The sequence below is a fragment of the Paenibacillus sp. FSL H8-0259 genome (assembly GCF_037963255.1).
In the GTDB taxonomy this organism is placed as follows: domain Bacteria; phylum Bacillota; class Bacilli; order Paenibacillales; family Paenibacillaceae; genus Paenibacillus_AQ; species Paenibacillus_AQ phytohabitans.
The window spans coordinates 5,627,555-5,652,799 of record NZ_CP150147.1; the positions used below are offsets into that span (position 1 = coordinate 5,627,555).

At 45.0% G+C, this 25,245-nt stretch carries 20 protein-coding genes; 1 reads left to right on the forward strand and 19 read right to left on the reverse strand.

From position 1 onward, the window contains the following. Positions 1 to 20 precede the first annotated feature (20 nt). The 15 genes from NSU01_RS24455 to NSU01_RS24525 all read right to left on the reverse strand — a co-directional run bounded on the left by NSU01_RS24455 (position 21) and on the right by NSU01_RS24525 (position 19,035). Positions 21 to 1,322: an SLC13 family permease gene (locus NSU01_RS24455; protein WP_076248968.1), complete on the reverse strand. Its 1,302-nt coding sequence runs from the start codon at positions 1,320 to 1,322 to the stop codon at positions 21 to 23. A 187-nt stretch (positions 1,323 to 1,509) separates the two neighbouring features. Then, positions 1,510 to 2,988 (reverse strand): MDR family MFS transporter, encoded by a 1,479-nt coding sequence (locus tag NSU01_RS24460; RefSeq protein ID WP_076248966.1) that lies wholly within the window; start codon positions 2,986 to 2,988, stop codon positions 1,510 to 1,512. Between the two features lie 124 nt (positions 2,989 to 3,112). Further along, on the reverse strand, positions 3,113 to 3,541 hold the full coding sequence (locus NSU01_RS24465; RefSeq protein ID WP_076248964.1) for a MarR family transcriptional regulator: 429 nt from the start codon (positions 3,539 to 3,541) through the stop codon (positions 3,113 to 3,115). Positions 3,542 to 3,723: 182 nt separating this feature from the next. Continuing rightward, positions 3,724 to 4,191, reverse strand: coding sequence for a hypothetical protein (locus tag NSU01_RS24470; protein ID WP_076248962.1), 468 nt, complete (start codon positions 4,189 to 4,191; stop codon positions 3,724 to 3,726). 5 nt (positions 4,192 to 4,196) lie between these two features. Then, positions 4,197 to 4,757, reverse strand: a complete 561-nt coding sequence (locus NSU01_RS24475) for a hypothetical protein (RefSeq protein WP_083705782.1) — start codon at positions 4,755 to 4,757, stop codon at positions 4,197 to 4,199. 128 nt (positions 4,758 to 4,885) lie between these two features. Further along, positions 4,886 to 5,317 carry an SMI1/KNR4 family protein gene (locus NSU01_RS24480; protein ID WP_076248972.1) on the reverse strand — a complete coding sequence of 144 codons (432 nt, stop codon included), beginning with the start codon at positions 5,315 to 5,317 and terminating at the stop codon, positions 4,886 to 4,888. Between the two features lie 7 nt (positions 5,318 to 5,324). Then, the gene (locus NSU01_RS24485) at positions 5,325 to 5,426 is read right to left on the reverse strand and encodes an HNH endonuclease (protein WP_339302345.1); all 102 of its coding nucleotides are present in this window, start codon (positions 5,424 to 5,426) and stop codon (positions 5,325 to 5,327) included. Between the two features lie 320 nt (positions 5,427 to 5,746). Continuing rightward, a complete protein-coding gene (locus NSU01_RS24490) occupies positions 5,747 to 6,328 on the reverse strand; it encodes a hypothetical protein (RefSeq protein ID WP_144026241.1) in 582 nt (193 codons plus the stop codon). 48 nt (positions 6,329 to 6,376) lie between these two features. Further along, a complete protein-coding gene (locus NSU01_RS24495) occupies positions 6,377 to 8,374 on the reverse strand; it encodes a hypothetical protein (RefSeq protein WP_076248957.1) in 1,998 nt (665 codons plus the stop codon). Between the two features lie 38 nt (positions 8,375 to 8,412). Continuing rightward, the gene (locus NSU01_RS24500) at positions 8,413 to 11,685 is read right to left on the reverse strand and encodes a DUF5704 domain-containing protein (protein WP_144026240.1); all 3,273 of its coding nucleotides are present in this window, start codon (positions 11,683 to 11,685) and stop codon (positions 8,413 to 8,415) included. 12 nt (positions 11,686 to 11,697) lie between these two features. Next, positions 11,698 to 13,002: an S-layer homology domain-containing protein gene (locus NSU01_RS24505; protein WP_076248953.1), complete on the reverse strand. Its 1,305-nt coding sequence runs from the start codon at positions 13,000 to 13,002 to the stop codon at positions 11,698 to 11,700. 326 nt (positions 13,003 to 13,328) lie between these two features. After that, the gene (locus NSU01_RS24510; RefSeq protein ID WP_042138882.1) at positions 13,329 to 13,727 is read right to left on the reverse strand and encodes a hypothetical protein; all 399 of its coding nucleotides are present in this window, start codon (positions 13,725 to 13,727) and stop codon (positions 13,329 to 13,331) included. Positions 13,728 to 13,740: 13 nt separating this feature from the next. Beyond that, positions 13,741 to 15,339 carry a hypothetical protein gene (locus NSU01_RS24515; RefSeq protein WP_339302346.1) on the reverse strand — a complete coding sequence of 533 codons (1,599 nt, stop codon included), beginning with the start codon at positions 15,337 to 15,339 and terminating at the stop codon, positions 13,741 to 13,743. A 211-nt stretch (positions 15,340 to 15,550) separates the two neighbouring features. Further along, a complete protein-coding gene (locus NSU01_RS24520; RefSeq protein ID WP_076244655.1) occupies positions 15,551 to 17,128 on the reverse strand; it encodes a response regulator in 1,578 nt (525 codons plus the stop codon). Next, a complete protein-coding gene (locus tag NSU01_RS24525) occupies positions 17,125 to 19,035 on the reverse strand; it encodes a histidine kinase (RefSeq protein ID WP_076244653.1) in 1,911 nt (636 codons plus the stop codon). Before NSU01_RS24525 ends, NSU01_RS24520 begins: the two co-directional genes overlap by 4 nt. A 486-nt stretch (positions 19,036 to 19,521) precedes the next feature. Between NSU01_RS24525 and NSU01_RS24530 the strand changes: the two genes are divergently transcribed. After that, positions 19,522 to 20,412: a hypothetical protein gene (locus NSU01_RS24530; RefSeq protein WP_076244651.1), complete on the forward strand. Its 891-nt coding sequence runs from the start codon at positions 19,522 to 19,524 to the stop codon at positions 20,410 to 20,412. Between the two features lie 735 nt (positions 20,413 to 21,147). On the opposite strand, the gene NSU01_RS24535 is transcribed toward NSU01_RS24530, so the two are convergent. The 4 genes from NSU01_RS24535 to NSU01_RS24550 form a co-directional block, all read right to left on the reverse strand. Further along, positions 21,148 to 21,726 (reverse strand): TetR/AcrR family transcriptional regulator, encoded by a 579-nt coding sequence (locus tag NSU01_RS24535; RefSeq protein WP_076244649.1) that lies wholly within the window; start codon positions 21,724 to 21,726, stop codon positions 21,148 to 21,150. Beyond that, positions 21,695 to 23,122: an MFS transporter gene (locus NSU01_RS24540; protein WP_339302347.1), complete on the reverse strand. Its 1,428-nt coding sequence runs from the start codon at positions 23,120 to 23,122 to the stop codon at positions 21,695 to 21,697. Before NSU01_RS24540 ends, NSU01_RS24535 begins: the two co-directional genes overlap by 32 nt. A gap of 171 nt (positions 23,123 to 23,293) precedes the next feature. Then, positions 23,294 to 24,526 (reverse strand): MFS transporter, encoded by a 1,233-nt coding sequence (locus NSU01_RS24545; protein ID WP_076244647.1) that lies wholly within the window; start codon positions 24,524 to 24,526, stop codon positions 23,294 to 23,296. A 32-nt stretch (positions 24,527 to 24,558) separates the two neighbouring features. Next, positions 24,559 to 25,146: a TetR/AcrR family transcriptional regulator gene (locus NSU01_RS24550; protein ID WP_052421978.1), complete on the reverse strand. Its 588-nt coding sequence runs from the start codon at positions 25,144 to 25,146 to the stop codon at positions 24,559 to 24,561. Positions 25,147 to 25,245: the final 99 nt, after the last annotated feature.

Genomic DNA, 25,245 nt, shown 5'->3' on the forward strand with positions numbered 1-25,245 from the left:
CCCCGTATATGATATTGATATTAGAATAAAAATCCGTAAACCAGCGTAGCCACAATCGTCATCGTTCCGCCGACAAGCGCTTCGTAAGGAATCAGCCCCATACGTTGCTTGATCGTCATCTTCATACTGTCAGCAGTAACGTGGAAGTAGGTGCCCTGCGGCAGCGAGTCGATGACCGTCGCTCCGGTATGGACCATAACGGCTGCCGCCAGCGGAGCCGTGCCCATATCCAGAATGGCCTGTCCGAAGGAGCCGGTCGCCACAATAACCCCAGTCGAAGTGGACGCGGTTGCCGCTGCCATCAGAATACCGGAGATCGGCGCCAGAAAAGTGCCGGAGATACCGGACAGCTCAATGAGATGAACCACCTGATTCGATAAATCCGAAGCAGAGATCAAGCCGGCAATTCCGCCTGCCCCGATCAGGATCAGGACGGTGGCAGTCATTTTACTGAGGCCGGAGGAAGTATACTGCAGAACCTTGTTCCCCTGCCCCATCGCCAGCATACCGATAATTCCGGCCAGCGGCAGAATATAAAGCGCATCCACTTTGAGTCTGGCCAGTGCTTCGATCCCGGAGATCGAACCGATTGGATTAATCATCAGCAGGACAATCGCAACCAGAGGAGCGACAATTGCTCGGCTGAGCGGCGGATAAGCAGCTGTATTCGCAGTGTCGGTACCGTTAGCAGCTTCTTCAGTGGTAACCATTATACCTTTTTTCTTCAGCACTGAGGCAAGGATAACGGTTACAATCAATCCACAGACGGCCGGGATCAGACCCGCCAGCATCACATGGCTTAAATCCAGGTCGAAGCCCCGTGCGGCTGCGATGGTATTCGGATTCGGGGAGATAATATTCCCGGCCTTCCCTCCGCCCGACAGTGCCAGCAGCAGCGCTACCTTGGAAATCCCCATCTTGTTACCGACCGATAGAGCAATTGGAGCCACAATTAATACCGCTACCGGAATGAAAACCCCCATGGCCGTGATGACCATCGTCGCCAGCGCCAGCGCCAGAATCGCTTTGCTCCCGCCGAACTTTCTCACGATAGCCTGGGCTATAGCTTCAGCCGCCCCCGATTCCATCATGACACCAGCCAGGACTCCGGCGGCCAGCACCCGCAGAACCGTGCCCATTACACTTTGTGTACCGCTTACAAGAACGCTTACTGTCTGTTCCAGATTGGCTCCGCCAATAAGCGCCCCTACAATGGCTCCCAGGAACAGTGCGTATACCGGATTCAATTTTCTAAGGATCAGAATAATGGCAATTGCCAGTCCTGCCAGTGCTCCGTACCAACCAATGATTAATCCTTCCATTTCGAATATCCCCCTAAGTACTTGTTGAACACGCTCTCATTATAAGGTCTTAGGGGAGCAAAAGAATATTGATGATCGGACGAAATGCATTGTGCAAGTGACCAATAGAAACCCGCTATATTTGTACTCCATTGTTAAAAGAGGACCTCCGGCAAATGCCGGAAATCCCCTTATTAACTCTCGAATATTAGGAAGCCGTCTGTCGTCTTGGCGTATCCGGCTGTGGTGCAGCATGGCTGTGAACGATACTCCGTCTCACGAAGAACCCGGCAATCACACCAATCAGCGTGATAACTGCCGCCAGAATGAACGCATTATGCACGCCTGCCGCCAGACTTAGTGATCCCATATCCGCTGCTGCGGTATCCAAATGAGTACTGATGTAAGTACTTTGGCCGGCAGTCATCACACTTACAATCAGAGCTGTTCCGACTGCACTGGCTAACTGCTGCAGGGTATTCATGATGGCTGTACCATGCGGATGCAGTTCCCGAGGCAGCTGATTCAGCCCGTTCGTCTGCGCAGGCATCAGGGTAAGCGCCAGACCTACTGTCATGCAGCAGTGCATAAGAATGATCATGTAGACTGGAGTATTTATGTCAACGCTAGTGAACATCCACATGGCAGCGGACAGAATGATCATACCCGGAATAACTAGTACCCGGGGGCCGACTTTATCAAAGCTCCGTCCGATAATGGGTGACAGTATGGCATTGACCAGCCCTGCGGGAAGCATGAGCAGTCCGGCATACAGCGCTGACAATCTCAGCGAGCCCTGCATGAAGATCGGCAACAGGTAGGATGTCGCGAAGATCGTCAGGAAGCCGATAACAATAAACAACGTGCCTGCTGTAAACATTGGGTATTTGAACGCCCGCAGATTCATGATCGGCTGCTTCATCGTGAGCTGGCGCAAGATAAACAGTAAGAGTGCTGCAAGTCCGATAACAAGGCAGGCAATAACCTTCGGACTGCCCCAGCCTCCGTCTCCTTCGCCCACAACACTAAGCCCGTATACGATACCTCCAAAGGCGATGGTGGACAGGACAAGCGACAAAATATCAATCTTCGGTTTGGTGATCGTTGCCACATTCTCAATATTAAGCAGCCCGATAATAAAGTCGATCACCAGGAAAGGAACCAGCACCCAGAACATCCAGTGCCAATCCAGCTTGTCGATGATCAGCCCGGACACGGTAGGTCCAAGCGCCGGAGCTACCATCATCACGAGACCTACCATACCCATAGCCGCCCCGCGTTTGGCGGGTGGAATAATAGTCAGGATCGTATTGAAGATGACCGGCATCAAGATTGCGGTACCCGCTGCCTGAACCAAACGCCCGATAAGCAGCATCCCAAAGCCCGGGGCAAGTCCTGCGGCCAAGGTTCCGAGCATAAATAAGCTGATGGCAGTCACGAATAATTTTCTAGTTGTGAACCACTGCAGCAGTAAGGCTGAAACCGGCATAATGATGCTGATGACCAGAATGTAACCTGTGGTGATCCATTGTGCGGTTGAAGCGGAAAGATTCCACTCCGCCATAAGCACCGGCAGGGCCACGTTCATCATGGTCTCACTTAACAGACCGATGAATCCCCCCAGTAATAGCGCTACGAGCACAGGGATTACCTTGTATTTCACCTTGATTTGTGATGCCTCATTCATGTACTAACGTTCTCCTCTCGAATTGCCTATCCATATTATCTATATGTCCGCTTATTATATGTTCACTTATTAAATGGAGTCAAGGTTTTTCTTTAACCTTTCTTTTGGCAAATTCATTCCAGATCTATGTCGACAGCGTCTTTAAGCGGGCAATGAAATCATGCATATCCGGCCCCAGCTTGGAGAAAAACATCTGGTCCGCGCTCATAACTATCCGGCTGGCACGTTCCATAACAGCTACACCGGATTCGGTCAGTGAGATCAGCTTGGCTCTGGTATCCTGTGGATGCGGCACACGGCTGATATACCCTTTTTTCTCCAGTGTTCTCAGCACTTCTGAAGCCATCATCGGATCGATATCAGAATTGTGGGCAATCTGAATCTGCGTCACACCGGACGCGCTTTCCCGCTCATTCAGTGCATGGCAGGACCGCAGCAGCGCAAACTGGACATGTGTCAGATCCACCTCCCGCAGCTCAGCTTTCATTAACTTTTGCCAATTGTTCGTGACTCTCCACATGATATAACCTATATCTTCCGTATATTGATCCATTCCGCGTCTCCCGTCGTTGTTGCTGCGTTATATTTGTTCATTATAAGCAGGAGAAGAAGCGCCGTCAAAAAATATAGATGCTCCCCATTCCGATTACTTTGCTGCTAAATAACAACATCCTGATATCCAGCACGGATGTCTTTGGCCACGCTGGGGCATCGGGTATACCCCGGCCTCCATCTTTAGTTCGGTAACTCCTGAAAAAAATATGGAAGTCGTAGTAAAGTGATCATCTTTTCTGATAGATACTTTTGCTGATATTGATCTAACTTTGAATTTATGATTACAGTAGCATCTTCTTTTCTGAATATTTGATCTGTACCATTTTCTACAAACACCATGTCAGGATTAAAAGCCATCAACATATTACCAAAAATTTTAAACAACACTACTAATCCTTCAGAAAATAATTTCCCGAATAATTGAATCCCAATCTCCACATTAATTTCCAATCCATATTCTTCTCTTAAAAAATCAATACTATTAATATCTTCTAATTCAATATCAAGTGTGAAGTATTTACAGCTAAGACGAGAAGAATTTTCGTAGTTTGTTACTTTACCTTCAACTGCATCGCAAACTATCTCATAGATTGTTGTTTTAAGTGTTTCTTTATCCAAATTTGAGACCAAGTATAATGTACAATCCATCACTTCTAACCTCCAAATACCCTTGTAATCTTTCCATTCTTCACTAAAATTAATTCTTCTAGTCTTTTTAAATCTCCATCCGGATTTGCTTTTCTTAAGATTGTTTCGATAATTTCGGTAACTTTTTCATTTGGAAAGTTGTCTAAGTTCAAAACAATTCTTCCAGATTGTTTCTTTGTCTTTCCTGCTATTTCTTTAATTATACTTTGTATCTTTCCATCTGGTTTTGGAGCATAACAATCAAATACATTTCCTTCGATTAGAAAGTCCGGATTCGACCCCTCAACAATGCCATGACCATTTCCACCATCAATTTCATCTAACATTTCAATGTCATAGGCATTAACAGCCAATACATCGGCTGTTTCATTTTGTTTTTTGATTCCATGGGAGTCGCCTTCACCATACTTCCCTTTAGGTTTGCTACCCTTGGATAAAAGAAGGTTCTGTAAATTTAAGCTTTGAAGCCTCACCCAAGCTCTCAATCCTATTACTACCGCATCCGCTACAGTTGCAATTAATTTAAAAAACATAAAAAGCGAACATAACAAAAACAAGCCAATCATGGTGTTACCTGACCATAATCGACCTGTTTAATTGTGTATTACAAGGGTTAAGTATGTTCCTAGTTAAATAAAGAATTCATTCTGCATTGGGTAGCCTCTGCATAATCAATTCATCTATTATTATCTAATTATTCTTCTGTCTCATCATACAGCTTCTCTAAAAATTCTTTGAAATCCTTAGCAATGAAATACATATTACTCATATCTTCGGGGTCTTCATCATGAATCCAAAAGTAAATATTGCCAGAATACTTTTCAGTAAGACCTATACAAATTTGATTTCCACCCGAATCATCTGCGATTGGAAAAAAACCTATATCTATTATATCGTCAAAGATATCAATTTTCTTTTCTAAATTGTCATACATCTCACCAATACCATAAAAAATATTTACCATACCAATGCCTTGCTCTTTTGAGATGGTAAAGTAATATAGTTTGGGATAACCCCCATTGTATTTCAATAAAAATTCTCGATACTGTCGGGGAAGTTGAACTCCATTCATTCTTTCAAAGTCTTGAAGTCTTGATTCTGTTAAAACTTCAATATCCCCTTGCATCTCCAACTTAATCTCCTCCTGTTCCATTTACAATGGACTGTCCGCCCATGTGTTTATATTCGTCGTGAATATCTTTTTCAACTAGTACCATTGTATTTCCATCCTCCATATGATGTCAGGTATATCCTTCTGGAGGTTTATTTTTTCATGTACAGATGGGTTAGATGTTTTACTAAGTCCTGCCTCTATATTTGCTGCCTCATAATCTTTTGGATAGTTTTCCGGCTGTGCATACTCAATTTTTACTGGCTTGACATTAGGATGAAAATATTTAGAAAGGCAAACGTAGCCGTATCTGCCACGCCCATGACTACCTCTTTAACCAATTCCTCGGTAAAAACCAACGCCAACGCATCTGCCTGATGGACCCGACCAAAATCGCCCTATATATTTAACACTTTAGCGTGATACAAGGAAACGATTTGTTATTTATTCAAAATACTTACTTACTATTTCAGTTAACTGGTCATTTCCCAGCTCAATGTTCATTAAATAATAAAGGAAATAGTTTTCTACTTCACTATCTTTGAATTGACTCAGGTAACGAAAAGCAAGGATTGCAGTATTATCTTCTCTTAGACCTTCTTCCAATTTTGATTTCATATACCGTATTACTTGATTAACAAATCTGTTATCCCCGGTCTTAATAAGACCATTAAGAATGAAAATTATCTTTTCTTCATCCTCATTTTCAAAAAACTCACGCACTTCATTCTCTTCTAGCTCTTCACTTATTAGCTGTTCCTTGACCGAATTAAATATTGTTATAGCTTTTAACTCTTCATTATAATAGTCCTCCCAAAAACTTAGATAAGCAAATTGTCTGGGTAATAATGCTGAACTATTATTAGGCTTGTTCCATAATATCCAATCAGAATTAACTTTATCCGAAACACTCTCGAATAATGCACTTGGGTAAGGAACAACTTGATTAGCATCATTTTCTATTCTATAAAATTCCTCACCGTTTCTACTAGTTTCAACAGAATATACTATATACTTATTATTCATTGATAGGTTCTCTTTTTTCTCTGAGCTCGCTTTAAGACTTACCCTCATTTATCTTACTCCCTTTATATTAAAGTCTTCATCTAATTCAATTATCCAAAACAGGTCATTTTCATTTGTTCTAAGATTTTTTGGTTTGGAGACCTTTAGTTTTATATCAAACACACTAATTTCTCCTGTCTTCTGATTTTGATAAAAATGTACTTCTCCTTTCCCGTAAGGAGTTTCATATTGTTGCTTCGATGTCATTTTAGCCCAATCTTCTATTTTACTACCGTCCTTTGTTAGTAACATTCGGGCTTTATCATCCCAAAGATCTTCCCCCTTTATGATAACATCGGAGTGAGATACAACATCTTCTTTGATAAGGGCTTGTTTGAACTGTTGATGTTTAAAAACGTCACTAGCTTCACCCGGCCCCTCAATCCTACTCCCGCCACCACCCATTTCATCCATCGCATCAATATATTGCTGCTGCACGGATGTCTTCGGCAACGCTGGGGTATCGGGTATTTCCCCTGCCTTGAAGGCAAGCCCTTCCGGTGTCTGTAAGACCGGACCCATATCCGGGAGCTTCTGCTTGATCCCTTTAAGGGCATCTTTCGCCGCTTGACTGACGACGTCTTCCACCCCGCTGAACACTTTCCCGGTTTTTCCGATTTTGGTGACCTGCAGTCCCGGAACCAGGATGGACGCTACCGAACCCAGCATCGCTGCCTTCTCTTCCGGCGTTCCTTCGTCAAATTGATGATACGCCATCTTGGCCGCTTCCACCAGTACTTCCGGATGCTCCATGATATACACCGCTTGATTCTTCATTTCTGTTGTTGTTTTGACCGGGTGGACCACAAGCTTGAAGGCAAACGTAGCCGTATCCGCCACACCCATGACGACCTCTGTGATCAAGCCTTCCCCAAAAGCTCTTACTACCGCGTCCGCTTGTACGACTTTTTTCCGCCATTCCGTCATACCGTACGTGTCTTCCAGCCACATTTCATAGGCTAGCACCTGATTGGTTACTTTGGGATCAGAAATCCGCTCCATATAATAGGTAAAGGTCGTCTCATTTCTTTTGTTGCTAGCGGTAATCGGAGTGCCATCCGGCAGTTCCAGCGGCGGACCGTTTAGCCGTCTTGCAGCTTCGATCTGCTCCTGGACCTGCCTCACAGCCTCAGCGATCCTGATCTCCTCCCGCTTCACTTCCAGCTGGCTTCGCGCATAGTTCCCAGCGGCACTCTTCTCCATCGCCAGCCGCAGCAGCAGGAGATATTCTTCGTTATGTATGAGCGGTACACTCTCCGCCGTGATCGACGGATCATAATTGCAGGCCTTAACAGCCGGCTGCTTGAAATAGCCGCTCAGATCCTTCCCTGCTTCATATTGGACCTTGGCTACACCCAAGGACGCCAGCTTCCGGCGTGCTTCCTCGGCCTCCGAGTGGACGGCTTCCATCTGCGTCTTGTTCCCGAACGCTTCGTAGACCTTGAAGGCCATCTGCGCCTTCGCGATCCCATCCCGCGCCGCGAAGATATCCTTCAGCTTGCTGAGGGCCGCAATACTCTCTACGGTCAAAAGACCGGAGGTTTGGATGATATTCCGCAGCTCCTGCACTGCCGGATCGTTATTCAGCTCATCCTTTCCCAGCAGGACGGTAACAGAAGTGATCAGATGCGATACACTCTTCTGCACAAAGGCTGGAATGGAAACCCGCCCAGCAGTATTTGACGTCCCAAAGCTTCCGAATGCACCTGCGAGAAGACTAAACTGCTGCGTAAGCTTGTCGGCCTGCCGTTTATTCTCCTCTTGCAGTCCTGTGACCCCCTTCAGGGCTACCCGGATGATATCCTCCAATTTCTCGGCTTCTACGGTTAATTCATTGATCAGGACCTGGGCCTTCACGAGGTGGTCTCCCAGGGGAATCCCGTCCCAGCCGCTGGACTGGCCCTTCAGCTGCAGATATAGCCGGTTGGTGTCCTGGCTTACCTGGCCTATTCTGGTCTGCAGGCGCTGAACTTCATTCTCGTTAAATATAAGCTTCGTTGACGCCATGTCCACCCTCCCGCTTATCCCCACATTTTATTTGCTCTTTATTTGCTCTGTCCCTGATAATCATTCCGTACAGAATAGTCTGATTCGAACATTATGATATCCCCTGAGGAAAATGAAAACATCTGCCCCAATTCATCGGTATCCCCCGCCATTTGACCTTCAATGGCCCACATATTAGCAATCGGTGCCTTATATCCGAGAATGCGTGTATTGGCATCGCCATTTTTTATCGTATAAATTTCGAATTTCACGAGGATATATCCCCCTCTTAAAAACTCCGGCTCATGCCCGTCCAAGGCTCCTCCATAGTGATTGGCGAGTGAAACAATACTAGTGCCCTTAGGGAGAATGTAAGGAGCAATCGGCAAATGATATTCTCCATACCAATGCTGTACACTCCGTACCGCCGTAACCGGATTCACAGAGGCCGGGATTACCGTGGGACCTACTAAAGTTCTGGATTTAAAAGGGAGTATCTCCAGGTTGTACCCGTTCCCTATTGTCGTTTTACGCTTCAGGTATAGCCTATAGAACTTGGTCCATGAAGTCTCTGCCCGCTCTGCATCCGACAGAATATAGTTGTATTCATAACTGGCCGCTGTAGACAGCTCGCCGGTTGGAATATTTCGCATGCTGTCTGCCAGACGATAGGTACGCTTATAACTCAGAGTATCCTTGGGTGAACCAACGCCTATCATTTTATTCGCAGTTCCAGAGATATCATAGTACAGATCCACAGGAGCGGGTGAACCCCCAGTCTTTGGAACAAACCAAAACGTAGGTTCAATCCGTATCCCCTCACCCGGCTCCCACAAATTCCCTATAGTCCGGAAATCAAATAAGAAGGAATACCCGTTATGCGGAACCGTCTTTTGCTCGGCCGGATGGGAGCCCTTGCGGATCGGCAGGAACCATTGCTTGTGTCCATATAAGGCTGTTGGGTTTCCGTTCTCATCGTTCCCCCCTGTATAGTACATGGCCGGGCTGTGATCAGTGCTTCCCGTTGCGGTACGGAAGACCTTCTCAAACCTGAAGTCCCCGATATCCCATATGCGAAAATCAAACAGGCGTCCTACCACCCCTACATCAAAGCTATTTGAGGCGCAATAATTATTGAGATCTCCGTTCCTGTTCAGTTCACAGAGACCGGTTGGATCTGCAGGTGTGCCATTAATGGCCCACGATTGCGTATGAACAGTATAATTGCCTTCATTCACCCAAGTCGGCATTGTAAAAGTCATTTCTGGCGTTCCGACAGGGATATTAATCCAGGTGCCTTCGGAATAGTACTCGCTGCCTTCAAACACACCAAACGGAAACTGTATCCTTTTATTCAGGGTATATTTCATGTAATCTCTGCTGCCATAACCCGGAATATTAAGATGTTGCCCGCTCTCCGTAAAATGAACGGTAAACGGCCGGTCCAGGATCAGCACCGTCCTTGTCATGTCCGGGGACATCCGCTGATCATATGGCCGGTTGTCATCCGGAATAACAGAGTAATTGACTACAGGAGTATGAACTGTTACGGAATTAATGCCGTTTATTGCAAAACTTTTATTGGAGCCGCCGTTCACATTCCCAGGGATCAGGTCGTAATAGATGGACCCGGAGCTTAATGTATTCGCCCGGTTCTGCAGTGTTGACCCTATCTTATAATTCGTGCCATATAGAACATTCCGATCGATCTGAGTTGGCGCGGGTAAGGCGGATGGGGCAGGCGCCGACTCCGGTACCTCTGTTTGATCCATTATGGTCATCTCATTAAAAACGACAGAATCATTATTCACTGTATTCTTGCCCACACTCGATTCTGCTTCACTTTGGAAAGCGGCAGTCTGGTTAGGAACTTGAGGCTCCGTTGTAGTTCCGGAAACCGTTTCCGGATCCAATTTAATGGGTTCGCAGGCAAATGGCCTTACGTGATCATCTACGTCCGTACTATATTCAGATGAAAGCGAAGGCTCTGTATATCCGGCAGGATTCAATTGTACGGAACCGCCCGGCAGCGCGTAATTGGATAACGTCGATTTGGAAAGCTTGTAGATCTCCAAATTGTCAATTTGCCAATAGGAATAGGGCCTCGTTACGGTTATATCCTTGGTTACGGTTTCCGGGCGTTCCTTCGGCTGGGCTGGGGTTCCAGCTGCAGGAGGCACACCCGCAGTGGCGGGTATAGTCCAAGTCAAGTTATACGTTTTCTGCACCTGAATTGTATAAGTGACGGTTCCGGTCATATTCACAAACTGATATTGATGAAGATAATTGTTGGCCAGTACATTCGCATACAGGCTCTCTATGGTTGGTATTCCCTGCGTAACATCAAACTGTTCGGCGTCCCTGTGGTCTGCACGAATAACACCTGACGCTGCAGGGTCAAGTACAGCATTTGATAGGAATGTTCCTCTTGACGGAGGATTAATTACCACGCTGCATTGTGGTGCCGGGTCTGTTGGAGGAGTTCCCTCATCTTCTTCATAAACGGCTATGACGTTGGTTCCCCCGAGATAAGTTGTGAAGTTACGCTCGGCTATAACACCCGTTACAATATGGTTCATATCGCTTAAATGATGTTTAGACTGTAAGTATGATTTAATTAATCTGTATGTTTTACCATCTGCACCAGTAAGTGTTGCCTGAAGAGGAACCGTGATGGTCTGACCAGGTTTCCAGTTGTGTGATGGATCATCCGGATTGACCACAGCAGATTGAGAAATTAACTGTCCCGTGCTTTTTTTGAGCATTAAGGTAACAGGAAACTTTGGAGCGTACGTGACGTTACGATCATAATATTGTCTAAAATCATCAAGGTTTGCCCAAGATTCCGCACCTTTTATATGCTGAAGGTCAACAAAATCTCCACTTTCTGAGACAAGTACATTGTTGCTATAGTGCAGAACATGGAAAATAGCGGATAGATAAATGGTTCCTCCATATGAAATATCTTCAAGTCCGGCTTCCACTAGCGCTTGAGATACCATTTCTTCTGGAACTTCAAAAAAAGTTTGAACTTGTCCATTTCCGACGGGTACATCAGGACCTACTTGCTGAATCCGTATCTCACCATGAGTTCCTGATTGCGGGTCACATTGAGTACTAGTACACATTTCTGTCCGATGAACTGTAAACCCTACCGTGCGGAATTTGATCCCTGTCGTCGCCGCTGTGGAGGTTGTATCGAAGGCAAATGAGCCATCACTATTAATAATCATATTACTGGCAAAGATTTGACTCGGGAATATACTTATCAGTAGTGAAAAGAATATTAGGAGAATTAAGATTTTCGAGCAAAATCTCTTGGGTATATTCATATATTTATCGCCTTAGTTTTTTTTGTGAATAATAGTGCTTAACTTAAATAGAGAAATATCAGAGCTTACTCTTTGAATGCCATCTTGCACATTTGTGCTAAGTTCAGTATTAGTATATCCGTAGTACCACTGGCCCTTTTGAAATTTACCGAGAGACTTAAGATTATCGAACTTTTGATGAGTATTAAAACGATCATCATCAAAAACATCTTTATATTCGTTATATTCCTTGATTCTAAAAGAGAATTGCGAACGCATAAAATAGCCACCAATTCTTGAATGAAATACCATTGAAGGCTCAACCACAAGTGAACCCTCTGTCACAATTTTATTCTTTTTCACCCAAGCTACATAAGCCGTAACCTCTTCAAGCCGACTCCACTGATTCTTATGACTATATAAGTCCGTAGCCCACTTCCCGTTGATTGTCCGGTAATCTACATTTAGAAGGAGCTTGTAATACGCCTCAGCATTATCCTTCCATTTCTCCATTTCCTTCTTATTCTGAATAAGAGTATCTGTTTTATATAATTCTGCTGGTGTGCTGATCTTAAATGCCGGCTCTGTTATCCCCTTGAAGGGAAGCTCCAACTCGTACATTTCATTCGGGTACTCTTCCAGTATGTATGGGAAATCCTTTGCATTTTTGGGAAGATTCGTTGTCCGGACCGCTCTTCCCCACGGATCTTTGGGAGCATTCATCGCTTCTTGCGCATTGGCCACAGCCAGAGTATCCACGGGCAGCGTCTCTCCTTGTAAGATATGGGAGATTCGCTCAATCACGGTCACCGTTTGGGCTCTTGTCGTTGTTCCTGTTACGTTCAGTGCTCCGTTTCCTGTTCCCGATAACACCCCGTTCGAGGTTGCCATGTACATATATTCTGTATTATCCTTTGCCGTTCCCCCTATGACACGCACTGCAATTCTGGCTAATTCCTGCCTGCTTAGAGATGAATTCCAATCGCCAGAGCTGAAGTCACCGGCTACATAATAGCCTGATTCTGTCGCTGCCTTAATATAAGGGGTATACCAAGGGGAGGTTGTACTCGTATCTGAGGCTTGTCCCAGGGAACGAACCAGCATAGCTATAAATTCGGAGCGGCTCACCGTTTTCTCCGGCTGAAATGTTCCTTCCGGATAGCCTGACACATAGCCCTTCTGCACCGCAGCCAGAATACTAGCCTCTGCCCAATGTCCTGTCGTATCCGTAAATGATGCAGCTGCAGGTGCCTCTGCTTGTACGGCGTTGCCTACACCCGCAAATATACTAACTGCCAGAACTGCTGTGGATAAATAAAATAAAGGTCTTTTTTTCATAATATCCGCTCCTCATTTCTATCTTATTGATCATTCACGCTTCGTCCGCAAAGCAATATTTCATATGTAATTTATTACTTGATATATAAGTTGCCTTTTTATTATCGGCTTTATTTTCCATATCATTTAGAGTTATCCAAAGATGTAGGATTCCTCTTCTGTTCCCACACAAAAAAACAGATCAACCATGGTGTTATCTGACCATAGTGGACCTGTTCATTGTAATGGAATAGCGTTTTTAGGATTTGAAGTTAAACCATTTGATGTGTCTTTATACGGGTATTGTATGGACCAGTTGAGCCATTAAACAAAAATCATTAAAAACCTTACACAATGACGTTAAAGGGTGCATGACCTGTTTCAGCATTCCTTAATAATGTTGGTTTTCTAAAACGTAAACTAGTTTCCAATTTGAATATGGCGGTATCCTCTTCTATCTCCATAAAAGATATATTAATCCATATAGGAGCTTTCGGAAAAAGCCCTCCTAAAACCCCAACAACATCTTCTAATAATAGTTTTTTACCACCAATATTCTCTTTAGATAACACAAGACGTTTCATCATTTCGTCGCCACCATCTAACATTTTCCCATGCTCCTCCATAGGCTCTATAACAAATTTAACTATATTGCTTGAAATTCCCCTTAGTTCTTTTATCTTATCAACTGCTTTAGATAAATTTGTTGAAAAAATTTCTTCATTCATTTGAGTAACTTTTATCAAAATACTTACTCCTTTATTTCAATTTAGTTGATTGTATTTTCTTTAATTTTCCTAAATCTACATAACCATTGTTCGTTAGTTCTAATTGATATATTTCTAACCATGCATTTTCCGTCTTTAGTCCAGCACTATTAAATATTTGCTCATAGTTTTTGACTTGCTCAGCTGTTGGGGTATAGTGTCCTGATTCATTTGTTATTTTTCTAACATTTCCATCAGCATCGACTTTTAGTTTTCCAGCAGCTTGAACATCAGCTCCATTAGCTAAATAAGAATGTCCTCGTCCAACCTTTAAGTTGCCATTTTCATCAATGATGAAGTCAACTTCTTTAATTCCATCTCGAATCTTAATTTGACCATTCTCCAAAACATATTCAAAATTCTTTCCTTGCTGAATTTCATTTGGATATCTGTTTTGAATTATTTGAACTAGTTTTTTAGATACCGAACCAAAACCTACACCCGTCCCCTCAGATAAAGGAACATTTAGCTTCTTCACCCTAGACGCAGATATTTCACCCGCACCGGGGTGCAGCGGAAGGCTTCTCTTTATCGTTACATTGCCGCGCATTCCTTCAATCCCTTGAAAACTGGCGACTACACTGCTAATGATTATACCATAGGCCTGCAGCTTCGATAATTTCGCACCGGTCCAGTAGTTGGTCCCGTCTTTTGCTGCCAGAATCTGCTCCTGCATGATATCAACGGGCACATTATCCAGATTAGATTTGATTTCTCCATTCCTGACGGCTTCCTGATACGCTATGGATGCTTGTGCCGCCTCCTGATCTGTTATGCCATTTTTACTGAGTACCCATGTGTTTCCTATAAGTGTTTTGCTGTACTCCTCAAAGTTATATTTCTTCGCTTCCGTATTGCTATCCAGCGCCAACTGACGTTCCGCAGCTTCAATCTGCAGCCGCTTCACTTCCAACTGGCTTCGCACATAGGCTCCAGCGGCACTCTTCTCCATCGCCATCCGCAGCAGCAGGAGATATTCTTCGTTATGTATGAGCGGTACACTCTCCGCCGTGATCGACGGATCATAATCGCAGGCTTTGACAGCCGGCTGCTTGAAATAGCCGCTTACATCCTTCCCTGCTTCATATTGAACCTTGGCTACACCTAGGGACGCCAGCTTCCGGCGTGCTTCCTCGGCCTGCGCGTGGACGGCCTCCATCTGCGTCTTGTTCCCGAACGCTTCATAGACCTTGAAGGCCATCTGCGCCTTCGCGATCCCATCCCGCGCCGCGTAGATATCCTTCAGCTTGCTTAGCGCCGCAATACTCTCTACGCTCAAAAGCCCGGACGTTTGAATGATATTCCGCAGCTTCTGCACTGCCGGATCGTTATTCAGCTCATCCTTTCCCAGCAGGACGGTAACCGAAGTGATCAGATACGCTACACTCTTCTGCACAATGGCAGGAATGGAAATCCGCCCGGCAGGACCTTGTGTCCCAAAGCTTCCGAATACACCCGCGAGAAGACTAAACTGCTGCGTAAGCTTGTCGGCCTGCCGTTTATTCTCCTCCTGGAGTCCTGCGACTCCTTTCAGGGTAGTTCGGATAATATCCTCCAATTTCTCCGCTTCTACGGTTAATTCATTGATCATGACCTGGGCCTTCACGAGGTGGTCTCCCAGGGGAATCCCGCCCCAGCCGCTGGACTGGCCCTTCAGCTGCAAATACAGCCGGTTGGTGTCCTGGCTTACCTGGCCTAGTTTGGTCTGCAGGCGCTGGACTTCATCCTCGTTAAAGATAAGCTTCGTGGAAGACAATATCATCCCTGCTTCCTTATCAATATGGGGATGGTAAACACTTCGGCTATTGATCTATTGACACAGACAGTACTTTTTGCTGATTACGGTATTCTACCGGACTTACACCTTCACTTTCTTTAAATACCCGGTTGAAGTTCTTCGTGTTCTCAAACCCCGAATTCTTGGCGATCTCGTAAATCATATCATCTGTTGTCTGGAGCAGCTGCTTCGCCTTACCGATCCGGTACTTCTTCAAGTAGGTCACAAAGTTCTCTCCCGTGTAATCCCGGAAGGCCTGGCTGAAATAAGAATAGTTATAGGACACTAGATTAGAAATAATGGTCATATTAATATTCTGCGCATAGTTCTCATGAATGTACTGGATCGCCTTCTTCATTTCTTTATTATCGATCTGCACGGATTTCAAGGTTTGGAGGTTGCCATCCAGCAGCAGGAATAAGCTCTCTACTTCACGGTAATAGTCTTGGAAACAGCTGAACTGATATAAATCGCTAACCTTGCTGTACTGTTGGAGTATTTCTGATGATTCTTCTTTACCATAAGATTGCTTGGTTTGATCAAATACAATTTCGTTCAAGGCTCTGCTGATTTCCTCAAGATACCCGATATTCTTCGGGCTAATATCCGCAGCGTCTAATATCTCATGCAGCAGGCCCAGCATCTCCTTCTCCCGCCCTGAACCCAGCATATTCGCAACCCTTTTGATTGTATCTGCCGGCACCTGATAGCCGTTATCCTTAAGGCAAACCTCTTCGAATGTTACGATACCGGGTGCGGGCAGCATGAAAGTATGCTTCAAAGAAACAACCGCCTCCTCATAAGCAGAGTACAGCTTCTCCATCCCATAATTCAGCCCGCTTACGGCGATGTTCAGGTGAGAATCTGCCTGCATCAGCAGTCCGGTTACTATCCGGGCAGCATGCATCCCTTCCGTCAGGATAACAGCCTGCGTATTCCGGCCAAAAAAACGTACAAAGCGAAAATGAAATGCAGGCTGAAGCTGTTTTATTAACGCATGGATCTGCGCCTTAAAGGTAACCGTCCCTAGTGCCTGCAAATCTCCGGCATATTTAATCATCACTGCATGAAAACCGTGATCCATCCAGTTCAGCTCCAGCTGGGTCAGCCGCTCTCTAACCTCTTCCGCCTCCGCTGATGGATAGCCCGCGTAGTAATTCAGCTGGCTCTCCATGTACTCCTCCCGCTGCTCAGAGGACGCGGACAGTGCATCTATCACTTCTTCTCTTCGTCCAAGCTCCTCTTCAGCGCGCTTAATTGCAGCAGCCAATTCCTCGCGGATCACCGGTTTGAGCAGATATTCCTTCACTTCATAGCGGATAGCCGCTTTGGCATAAGAGAAATCATCATAGCCGCTGACTATTACAATTACAGGCTTCAGATGGAAGTCTTGAATCGATTTTATTAATCCGATCCCATCCATCTCCGGCATACGAATATCTGTAATCAGAAGGTCTATATGCACAGCTTTCAGTATATCCAGCGCCTCAAAAGCATCGCAAGCCAAGTGAATGTCATATACATCTGTATATTCCCGCTCAATCATGGCCTGAAGCCCGCGGCGGATATTCTTTTCATCATCTACAATCAGGAGCTTTCTCATATAATCTGCGTTCCTCCTCTACCTGATGTTAATAAAGGCAATTTAACGGTCACTTGGGTATAGCTTCCCCGCTTGCTCTCTATCCGGAGTCCATGTTCATTACCGTACACCATCTGAATCCGCTGATTCACATTTCGCAGCCCGATGCCGCTGCCTTTATTCAGTTCCGTTGTTTCCGCCGTCTCCCGGGGCAATGCATTGAATTCCTCTTCACTCATAATCAGCTTACGATTCAGCTCCTGCAGCTTATCCCCGGCAATTCCGATACCGTTGTCAGTGACCTCAATATAGAAGAAATCCCCGTCTTCAAAAGCATGGATAGCCACAATCAGGCCGTCACTTCTCATCAGAGCGGAATAAACCCCGTGCTTCAAGGCATTCTCCACAATAGGCTGCAGCGACATCTTCAATATCTCGTGATCCCAAAATCTGTCCTCCACCTCAATCTCCAGTTTCAGCTTCTCATCATAACGGATGCTCATAATTGCTATGTAATGCTGAATATGCCCCATTTCATCTCTCAGCTGCACCCGGTCACCTGTCCATCGGAGATTGTAACGCATCATGCTGCCCAGGGAAGTGAGCGCATCCGATACCGTATATTGTCCCTCAACCTCTGCAAGCATCTTCAAATTTTCCAGGGTGTTGTATAAAAAATGGGCATCAATCTGATTGTGCAACGCCTGGAGCTCGGCTTCTTTCGTGGCTGCGCTGCGCTTCACCGCATCGGCGATCATTCCATTGATCGTATTCAGCATCTGCCGGAAATGGTGGGCCAGCTCTCCGATCTCATCGCCGCCTGTGACATCAATGTCTACGCCAAAGTCACCGCCGCGCACTTGTTTCATGGAGTCCCGCAGAATATTCAGTTTTTTCAATATGATGGACTGCATGAAGAAGGTTGTAATGGCCAGAAGCATCAGCAGGATTAGAATGACCACAATAACGGTGTTTCGGGTTCGATCTATCTTGGAATATGTAGTGTGTAAGGAAATCACATTGATAAGCTCTGCATTTATTTTATCGATATGTTCAACAAGGTATATGAAATCCTCCCCTTTGTGGGAGAGCAGCAATGATGACTTGCCTGCTTGCTTGTACTTAGCGACGGCCTGCTGAATATCAGCTTCATCCAATCCCGGTAGCGGGTCTGTGCTGTTGGCATGCAGATTGCCCTGCTGATCAAGTATGTAGAACCGGGAATCACGGTCACTGCTGTTGTTATAAGCCTTTTTGAAGAAATTCCCGATGGGCATATCGACTTTGACGATTCCAAGATGCTGGATAAGATTCTGGCTGTTCATTTGATTAACTCCCGCCATCAAGGAGACTATAGAGCTTGAGCTTGGGTTCACAGCATCGTTGCTGTCCTGTAATAGTGCATCTTCAGATTGAATCTCCCATAGATCGTTTCTGGTTTGATTCATCATTTTAGTATAAAATGGCTTGTCCTTAATCCTTTCTTCATGATAAATGATTGGCCAGAGCTCACTAATCCATGGATTGTTCACGAAAAAGTGAATATTTGCGATATCCGAATTATTGAACAACACGGTTTGTAAATAGGTGAAGGAGTATTCCTGAAACCGCTTGATATCGTTCAACCCGGGCTCCGATTCAACGGTTACATACTCCCTCAGCTGCCGATCCGAAACCAGTAATCCGATTGACTGCTCCATGACTCCGATTTTGCTCATAATCTCTTGTTTCTCATTATCGGTCTGGTAACGATTCTCCTTGATGATGTCTTGGATCGTATTCTGATAGAACCCGGTAAACAAATAGTTGGAAATCACAATAACCGGAACCAGAATAATCACGATATAAGCCCCAATCAGCTTGATTTGGATGGATAGATCCGCAAACCACCTCTTAAGCTGCTCTGCTGTGCTCCTAACCCTGGCCATCTCCCGCCCCTTTTCTTCAACAGCTTCCGTTCTCTCAATTATATTTCATCATGTTTGAATTCATAAGGCAGCAAATTTCAGTCAGGGTTGCAGAATTTTAGTTATATTCGTTTAATGCTGGCACCAATCACGGCTCTTTCCTTCCCCACCTGTAAAAAACGCAACGTTTCCTGCAGATTTAACGCCTAGCTGTTCATTAGGAGCAATTCCGCTAACATGTGCGGTGCTGTCATCCACTTATAACCTTTAACTGAGTAGCTTGATTGCCCCGAACAAAGCAAGATCTGCGTTATCTGATTGTCGCGCCAGCCGTAATCGTTTTATCATAGTTGTATTTCATTTCTTCGCCCAGATATTCTTCAGACTCTGAAATTTTGTTAAAATATACTAATTAATCATTGCTATATATTGGAATATATGATTCAATATATAAGTAAAATGAATTATTTTCCATTAATATATTTTAAGAAATTAGGAGGAGTTTTCATGAGGTTAAAATCATTTGTTTCTGGCGTTTTAATGGTAACGATTTTATCTTTTGGTCCAAACGCATCTGCTGCTTCAGAACAATCAGTTTATGAAGGGGTTGCCTACAGTAAAGTTGATTTAAGTGAGGTTGGAAGCTTATCTAAGATTGCACTCATCCAAGAGAAAGAAAAGTTATCTGTAAGCTTCGAGCTAAACGGTAAAGAATACGATATTGATGCTGTAAGCTTCGGGAAGGATGAAAATGGAAGGAAATATGCTACAACTGAAACTGCAGATGGTGTTTCTTTTAACCTTCTCGAATCTAATGGTTCTGTTACAGGTGTAATTTCAAATACAAAAATATCACCAATTAATCAAACAGTTGAAGAAAGTTTTGGTTTTGTTATTTCTAAAAGTGTGAGCCAAGCGGAACTGGAACAAACAATACAACAAGCACAAATCGAAAACAGCGAAATTCTAGAATCATCCGTACAGAGTATTCATACATTGCCAGCAAAGAAGTCTTTTAGCGACTCTCGTCTTCTAGCGAGTGATCTTCATGTTTTAGCAAGCGGGACTAGCATTCCTTTCTTACTATCTAGCGGAATGTCGGAAGGATGGGTTTTCTCTACACATACAACGCAACAATACTTTAGAGTGAGTAACCTACGTTATAATATCGCTTACAACTGGCCTTCTGATGGCGTTTCGTTATGGTATGACTATATGAACAGTACTCAAGCATATCATTCACCAGCATGGCCTGCAGCCGGTCAAACGAGCGTTAGTGGACAATGGGATATTGATGCGACCAAAGGTAAATTTGTAGCTCAAACTTCCGTGACAGCCCTTGTAAAAAATGTACCATTGGGCTATACGGTATATGATACAGTTGATGTTGGTAACTAATCACTCTTAGAAAATTCCAAATTAACCCCCTTTGTATTAGGTCAACTAGAAATTACTAGTGGGCCTTTTTTTATATCTGTTTTGAATAATTTCACTGAATGAGGTTCCAATCCACTGCGACGAGCGCCCTATTGGGAGATGACATGAGCGTTTAGGGGAGAACTTATCCTCGGACATAGTGTTTTATGGCAGAAGAAAAGAGTGAAGGAAATCCCGATAAAATAACCGTAATTCCTTGTTTCAAGAAATCACACCATCACGTGTACGGCTATAATTATAAGAGGGGGAATCTTCACTCTTTAATTGAATCCAATTACCTCCATTTTAGTGGAGGTTTAATAGCGTGTTTTTTAAGTATTCCTAATGGATACGATCGGCTTTCGTTAGAGAACTTTCGATAGCAACACAATACCAATTACAAGAAAGATAAACCCTCCCAATCGATAAAAAATCAAAGAGCCAGCACTTGGTTCAACCTCTCCTTCAAACCTCCACCAGTTTGACATATACCATGAACTTCGCGGGCTAATAAGAGCTACAATCCCCAACACTGTGAATACAACTATGAAAATCCACATTATACACCTCCATAATTATATATATATTCCCATATTTCCCTGGTTATTTATATTGTAACGTAAAAGAATTAATTTTGTATGTTTCTGTTTCATGTAACTGATCCTTTTCCATAATTCCCGCCGTTTGTTCCTTCAAGTGAACTGGTAAACCTCCTCCTTAAGGGGTTAACCCCCTGGTGAAGGTCTGTACACTCTCCTTAATGAATGCCTCAAGTGAGATTGTGCCAATATCCAGATTGTTGGCGAAAACCCCGTAATTCATCGAGATGAAGGAATAGGCCTGAATCTCCGGATTGACATCGGTCAGCTTCCCCTTGCCGGCCATCACCGTGAAATAATTCGTCAAAATACTTATAAATTGTCTGGGATGCTTCAATGTTCTTTCACTGAACCCCGGTAAATTATCCGCTTCCTTCACGCTGATCATAATCATCTTCCGGTTGCGGTTCATGATTTCATGGTAGGTCCGGCTGATCAGCAGCAAGTCTGTCTGCAAATCCCAGATCAGTTTCTCATCAAACAGCCTGGTCATTTCTTCAGCATAATGAAAACGGTCAAAGGCAGCTTCGAGCAGGTTCTGTTTACTTCCAAAGTGGCGGAACAATGTTTTCTCACTGAATCCGGCTGCGGCAGCTATTTCCTGGGTAGTTACCCCTTTATACCCCTTGCTTGCAATTAAATCGATTGCTGCGAGCAGCAATTTGTCACTGTTGCTTATACTGCTGTCTTCGCTCACTTAATCCACCTCCGCTTTGTATTTTAGCACTGCGCCCGAATTGAAGGAAGAAGAGCAAGACCATTACAGCAACCAATAACGCGAGCGCCAGGAAAATATTGCTGTATACGAAGGCAGTGCTATTGTGCGGGAACGGGTTCAGATGAATAGCAGTTGTGCCCATATCAAGGATCTTCCCGAAGACAGCGGCAGAGACCGCCCCGGCAATGAAATTAAACATGGACAAGAGGCCCATCCCAATTCCGATCTGCTCCTTCGGCAGCGTCCGTGAAACGGTGTTCGTCAAAGCAATCTGCATCAAAGATTGACCGAGCACACTGAAGATAAGAAAGACCGAGATAAAGACCGGTGACATCCCCACAACAGAAGACAAGCATAAGAAACCAAAGATAAGAATGCTGGCCGCTGTATATAGAAGAAAAGGATTGCCTTTCTCATCCGCCAGCTTGCCCCCTTTGCGTCCCATAAATGCAGTGACAAGAGCCGACGGCAGCATAATGATCCCCGTAACGGCTGGTGAGACCTGGTTTACCTGGGATAACATTTGAGGTGTAGTGAACGGAGTCCCGAAGCCTATAGCCGCCGTTACAAAGTATATTGCTAAACCGAAGGTAAACGGTCTGTTGCGGAACACAGCAGGTTTGACGAACGGATCAGCAGCATAGCGGATACGCACCATGAACAGGATCAGCATAACAACCCCTGTCACAGCATACCCCTTCCCTCCGTTAGTCAACGCAAGCAATAAGGCAGCAATCGTTCCTGCCAACAGAACTCCGCCGATGAAGTCGATTGTGCTGTCACTGCCTTTCTCATCATCCAGATATTTGCGGTACAACGGCAGTGTAAACAGCGACAATAGAGGAATCACAAACAGCACCTGCCAGTTCCAGGCAGTGGACACGAAGCCGGCAATAATCGGGCCTAGTGCAGCGCCAAGAGAAGTCCCGATTACGTTGGTGCCTAACATCCGGCCGCGCTTTTCCGGTGCAAAATAACGGATGGGAATGATCATGGCCAGCGCAGGAATGACCGATGCTCCAACAGCCTGCAGAATACGGGCGGCGATCATCATCCAATACTCGGTAGCCAGTAGCCCCACTATGGAGCCGGCAGAAAGGAACAATAGACCGAATGTCAGCAGATTCTTCAAGCTGTATTTGTCCGTCAGTTTGCCGAAGGTCACTGTGCCAATGGCGTATACAATCAGATAACCGGTCACGATCCAGCTCACCTGCGATGGCGAAAGCTGAAACTGTCTGCTGATCACCGGAAGAACCACATTGAACATCGTTCCATTCATCACGGAGATGATCAGTGTGAAAACAAGAATACGCATTAATGGCATACCATGATTGGTCCGCATACTATCCTTTGATTGAACGTTATCGTCCATTACATTCATTCGCCTCGTTTCTACTTTCATAAATGACTGTCAGTGCTTACTGACATTTAAATAGATAATAGCTTACTTTTTTATAAATTGTCAACGGATAGCGGCTAGTTCAAGAATATCAACTTAAAAAGGCATACGATGGAATCATCGCATGCCTTCGCACAGTAACTGTTATTCTGCCGGTACAGCAGACACCTGTTCACTTGTGACAGGCCTTCTGGATGGCAGTTTAAATAGAAGAGAAACCATGAATCCCAGGAATATAATTGACCCCAAAATCCCGAAGGAAAGCGGGTAGTTCTCCGTCTTTAATAATTTCAGGGCTAACAAGGGTCCCGTGCTGGCGCCTAAGAACAGAATAAAGGCGTTGAATGAAATTGCCGATCCGCGCGCATTCCCGCCCAGCTGGCTGACGATTGAAATGACAACGGGGGTTACCAGGGCAATCCCCGCCACAAAAACAACACTCATCAGGACAATAACCGGCAGGCCCGGGTTTAAGGCTAAAGCAAGCAGCCCTGCTGAAGCTAAAGCTAATCCGCCCCGCAGAACGGCAGCCATCCCCAGCCGCCCGGCAATTCTTCCCGAGAAGGGTGACAACAGCATTCCGGCGATGCCCGCTGCACGAATCGAAAGGATTGCCTGTGCGGAGAGTCCAAACTTGGCTGAGCTTAAATAACTTCCTAATACGGTATACATCCCGACCAAGGCTAACAACAGCACAAAGGTTATGGCGAAAGCCAGCAGCAGCTGTGTTTGTTTGAGCAGCCCGGCCATCTGCTTGAACTTTAGCAGCACATTTTCTTTCGGGCGGTGCAATTCATCCTTCGGGAGAAAGCGAATGACAATGACTGCCGTAATCCCGTACACCCCTCCGAGAATGAAGAAAATTTCGTGCCAGCCCCAATATTCGTTAACCAGCCCGCTGAACACCTGGCCTACAATGCCTGCCATCAGCAGCCCGGAGCTTATAAATCCGAGAGCTGTGAGTCTTTTATGGGGAGGAAACATTTCCCCGGCATACACGAGTGAAATCGGCGCGAATGCAGCGGCAATAAGCCCCTGAACCCCTCTGAGGACAATAAGCCCGTAGAAGCTATCCACAAATCCGATCGCAACGGTGACTAAAGTTAACCCGATAATACTTGCCGCCAGGAATATTTTACGTCCGTATCTGTCTGAGAACGGTCCATAGAGCAGACAGCCCAGCGCATAACAGAGTGAGAACGAGCTTCCGATCCAGGCGGCCTCACCCGGGCTGATCTGAAAGGCCTGCGTAAATACATCGGCCAAAGGAATTGTGATATACATGCTGGTTAAGATGACCAATCCGCACCAGAATAATATGACCGTCATTAAAGAGTAGCTTGAATTGCCGCTCTGCTTGCTTATCGTCTGATTCATGAAGTAAAGCTCCCCCGGTTTTAATAGTTTGTTTAATTTGCCGTAGCAGCAGCGATTCCATTCATCACATGGATCAGCAGATCGTTGATGTAATCCTCATCCGGGATTTTTTTATAGATCAGAATCTGAAAGTAAATGGGACCATAGAGCAGATCCAGGACGACATCCAGGTTAAGCGCCGACTTCACTTCACCTTTATCGATGGCTGCCTGAAGCGCTTGTTTGGCTGTATTTCGCTTAGTGATCAAGAATAGGTTGTAAAAATCTTTCGCAATCCCATCATTCTCCGTAACGATGGTTAAGGTGGACTTCCCGATCGGGCTGTTCAGAATACGCGCCAAAGCTTCAAGCTGCTGCCTGAAGTTATCCTGAACCGGTTTATCGGCGTCAAAATCAAACTCGGATTCCGCGGTCATAAGAAACGCATCCAGTACAAGACGCGCTTTATTGTTCCACCATCTGTAAATGGTTGATTTGCCTACTCCGGCCTGTGACGCCACTGCCTCAATAGTTAAAGAGGAATAATTGTTTGCAGCGAGCATCTCAATCGTCGCCTCCAGAATCCCCTGTTTGCTGCGGGCTTCCTTGTGCTTCACATTTATGTGTATGTCCGTGTTCAATGGTTCACCCCCTGAATCGCTGTTATTGCCTATGAATAAACGATACGATACGTTTCGTTATATTATCTAATAAAAATTCATATTTGTAAATTTAAAATA

Bases quoted from the DNA above. Each gene is read 5' to 3' on its own strand.
- NSU01_RS24455 (WP_076248968.1), bottom strand. From the start codon at position 1,322: ATGGAAGGATTAATCATTGGTTGGTACGGAGCACTGGCAGGACTGGCA.
- NSU01_RS24460 (WP_076248966.1), bottom strand. From the start codon at position 2,988: ATGAATGAGGCATCACAAATCAAGGTGAAATACAAGGTAATCCCTGTG.
- NSU01_RS24465 (WP_076248964.1), bottom strand. From the start codon at position 3,541: ATGGATCAATATACGGAAGATATAGGTTATATCATGTGGAGAGTCACG.
- NSU01_RS24470 (WP_076248962.1), bottom strand. From the start codon at position 4,191: ATGGATTGTACATTATACTTGGTCTCAAATTTGGATAAAGAAACACTT.
- NSU01_RS24475 (WP_083705782.1), bottom strand. From the start codon at position 4,757: ATGATTGGCTTGTTTTTGTTATGTTCGCTTTTTATGTTTTTTAAATTA.
- NSU01_RS24480 (WP_076248972.1), bottom strand. From the start codon at position 5,317: ATGCAAGGGGATATTGAAGTTTTAACAGAATCAAGACTTCAAGACTTT.
- NSU01_RS24485 (WP_339302345.1), bottom strand. From the start codon at position 5,426: ATGGAGGATGGAAATACAATGGTACTAGTTGAAAAAGATATTCACGAC.
- NSU01_RS24490 (WP_144026241.1), bottom strand. From the start codon at position 6,328: ATGAATAATAAGTATATAGTATATTCTGTTGAAACTAGTAGAAACGGT.
- NSU01_RS24495 (WP_076248957.1), bottom strand. From the start codon at position 8,374: ATGGCGTCAACGAAGCTTATATTTAACGAGAATGAAGTTCAGCGCCTG.
- NSU01_RS24500 (WP_144026240.1), bottom strand. From the start codon at position 11,685: ATGAATATACCCAAGAGATTTTGCTCGAAAATCTTAATTCTCCTAATA.
- NSU01_RS24505 (WP_076248953.1), bottom strand. From the start codon at position 13,002: ATGAAAAAAAGACCTTTATTTTATTTATCCACAGCAGTTCTGGCAGTT.
- NSU01_RS24515 (WP_339302346.1), bottom strand. From the start codon at position 15,339: ATGATCAATGAATTAACCGTAGAAGCGGAGAAATTGGAGGATATTATC.
- NSU01_RS24520 (WP_076244655.1), bottom strand. From the start codon at position 17,128: ATGAGAAAGCTCCTGATTGTAGATGATGAAAAGAATATCCGCCGCGGG.
- NSU01_RS24525 (WP_076244653.1), bottom strand. From the start codon at position 19,035: ATGGCCAGGGTTAGGAGCACAGCAGAGCAGCTTAAGAGGTGGTTTGCG.
- NSU01_RS24530 (WP_076244651.1), top strand. From the start codon at position 19,522: ATGAGGTTAAAATCATTTGTTTCTGGCGTTTTAATGGTAACGATTTTA.
- NSU01_RS24540 (WP_339302347.1), bottom strand. From the start codon at position 23,122: ATGGACGATAACGTTCAATCAAAGGATAGTATGCGGACCAATCATGGT.
- NSU01_RS24545 (WP_076244647.1), bottom strand. From the start codon at position 24,526: ATGAATCAGACGATAAGCAAGCAGAGCGGCAATTCAAGCTACTCTTTA.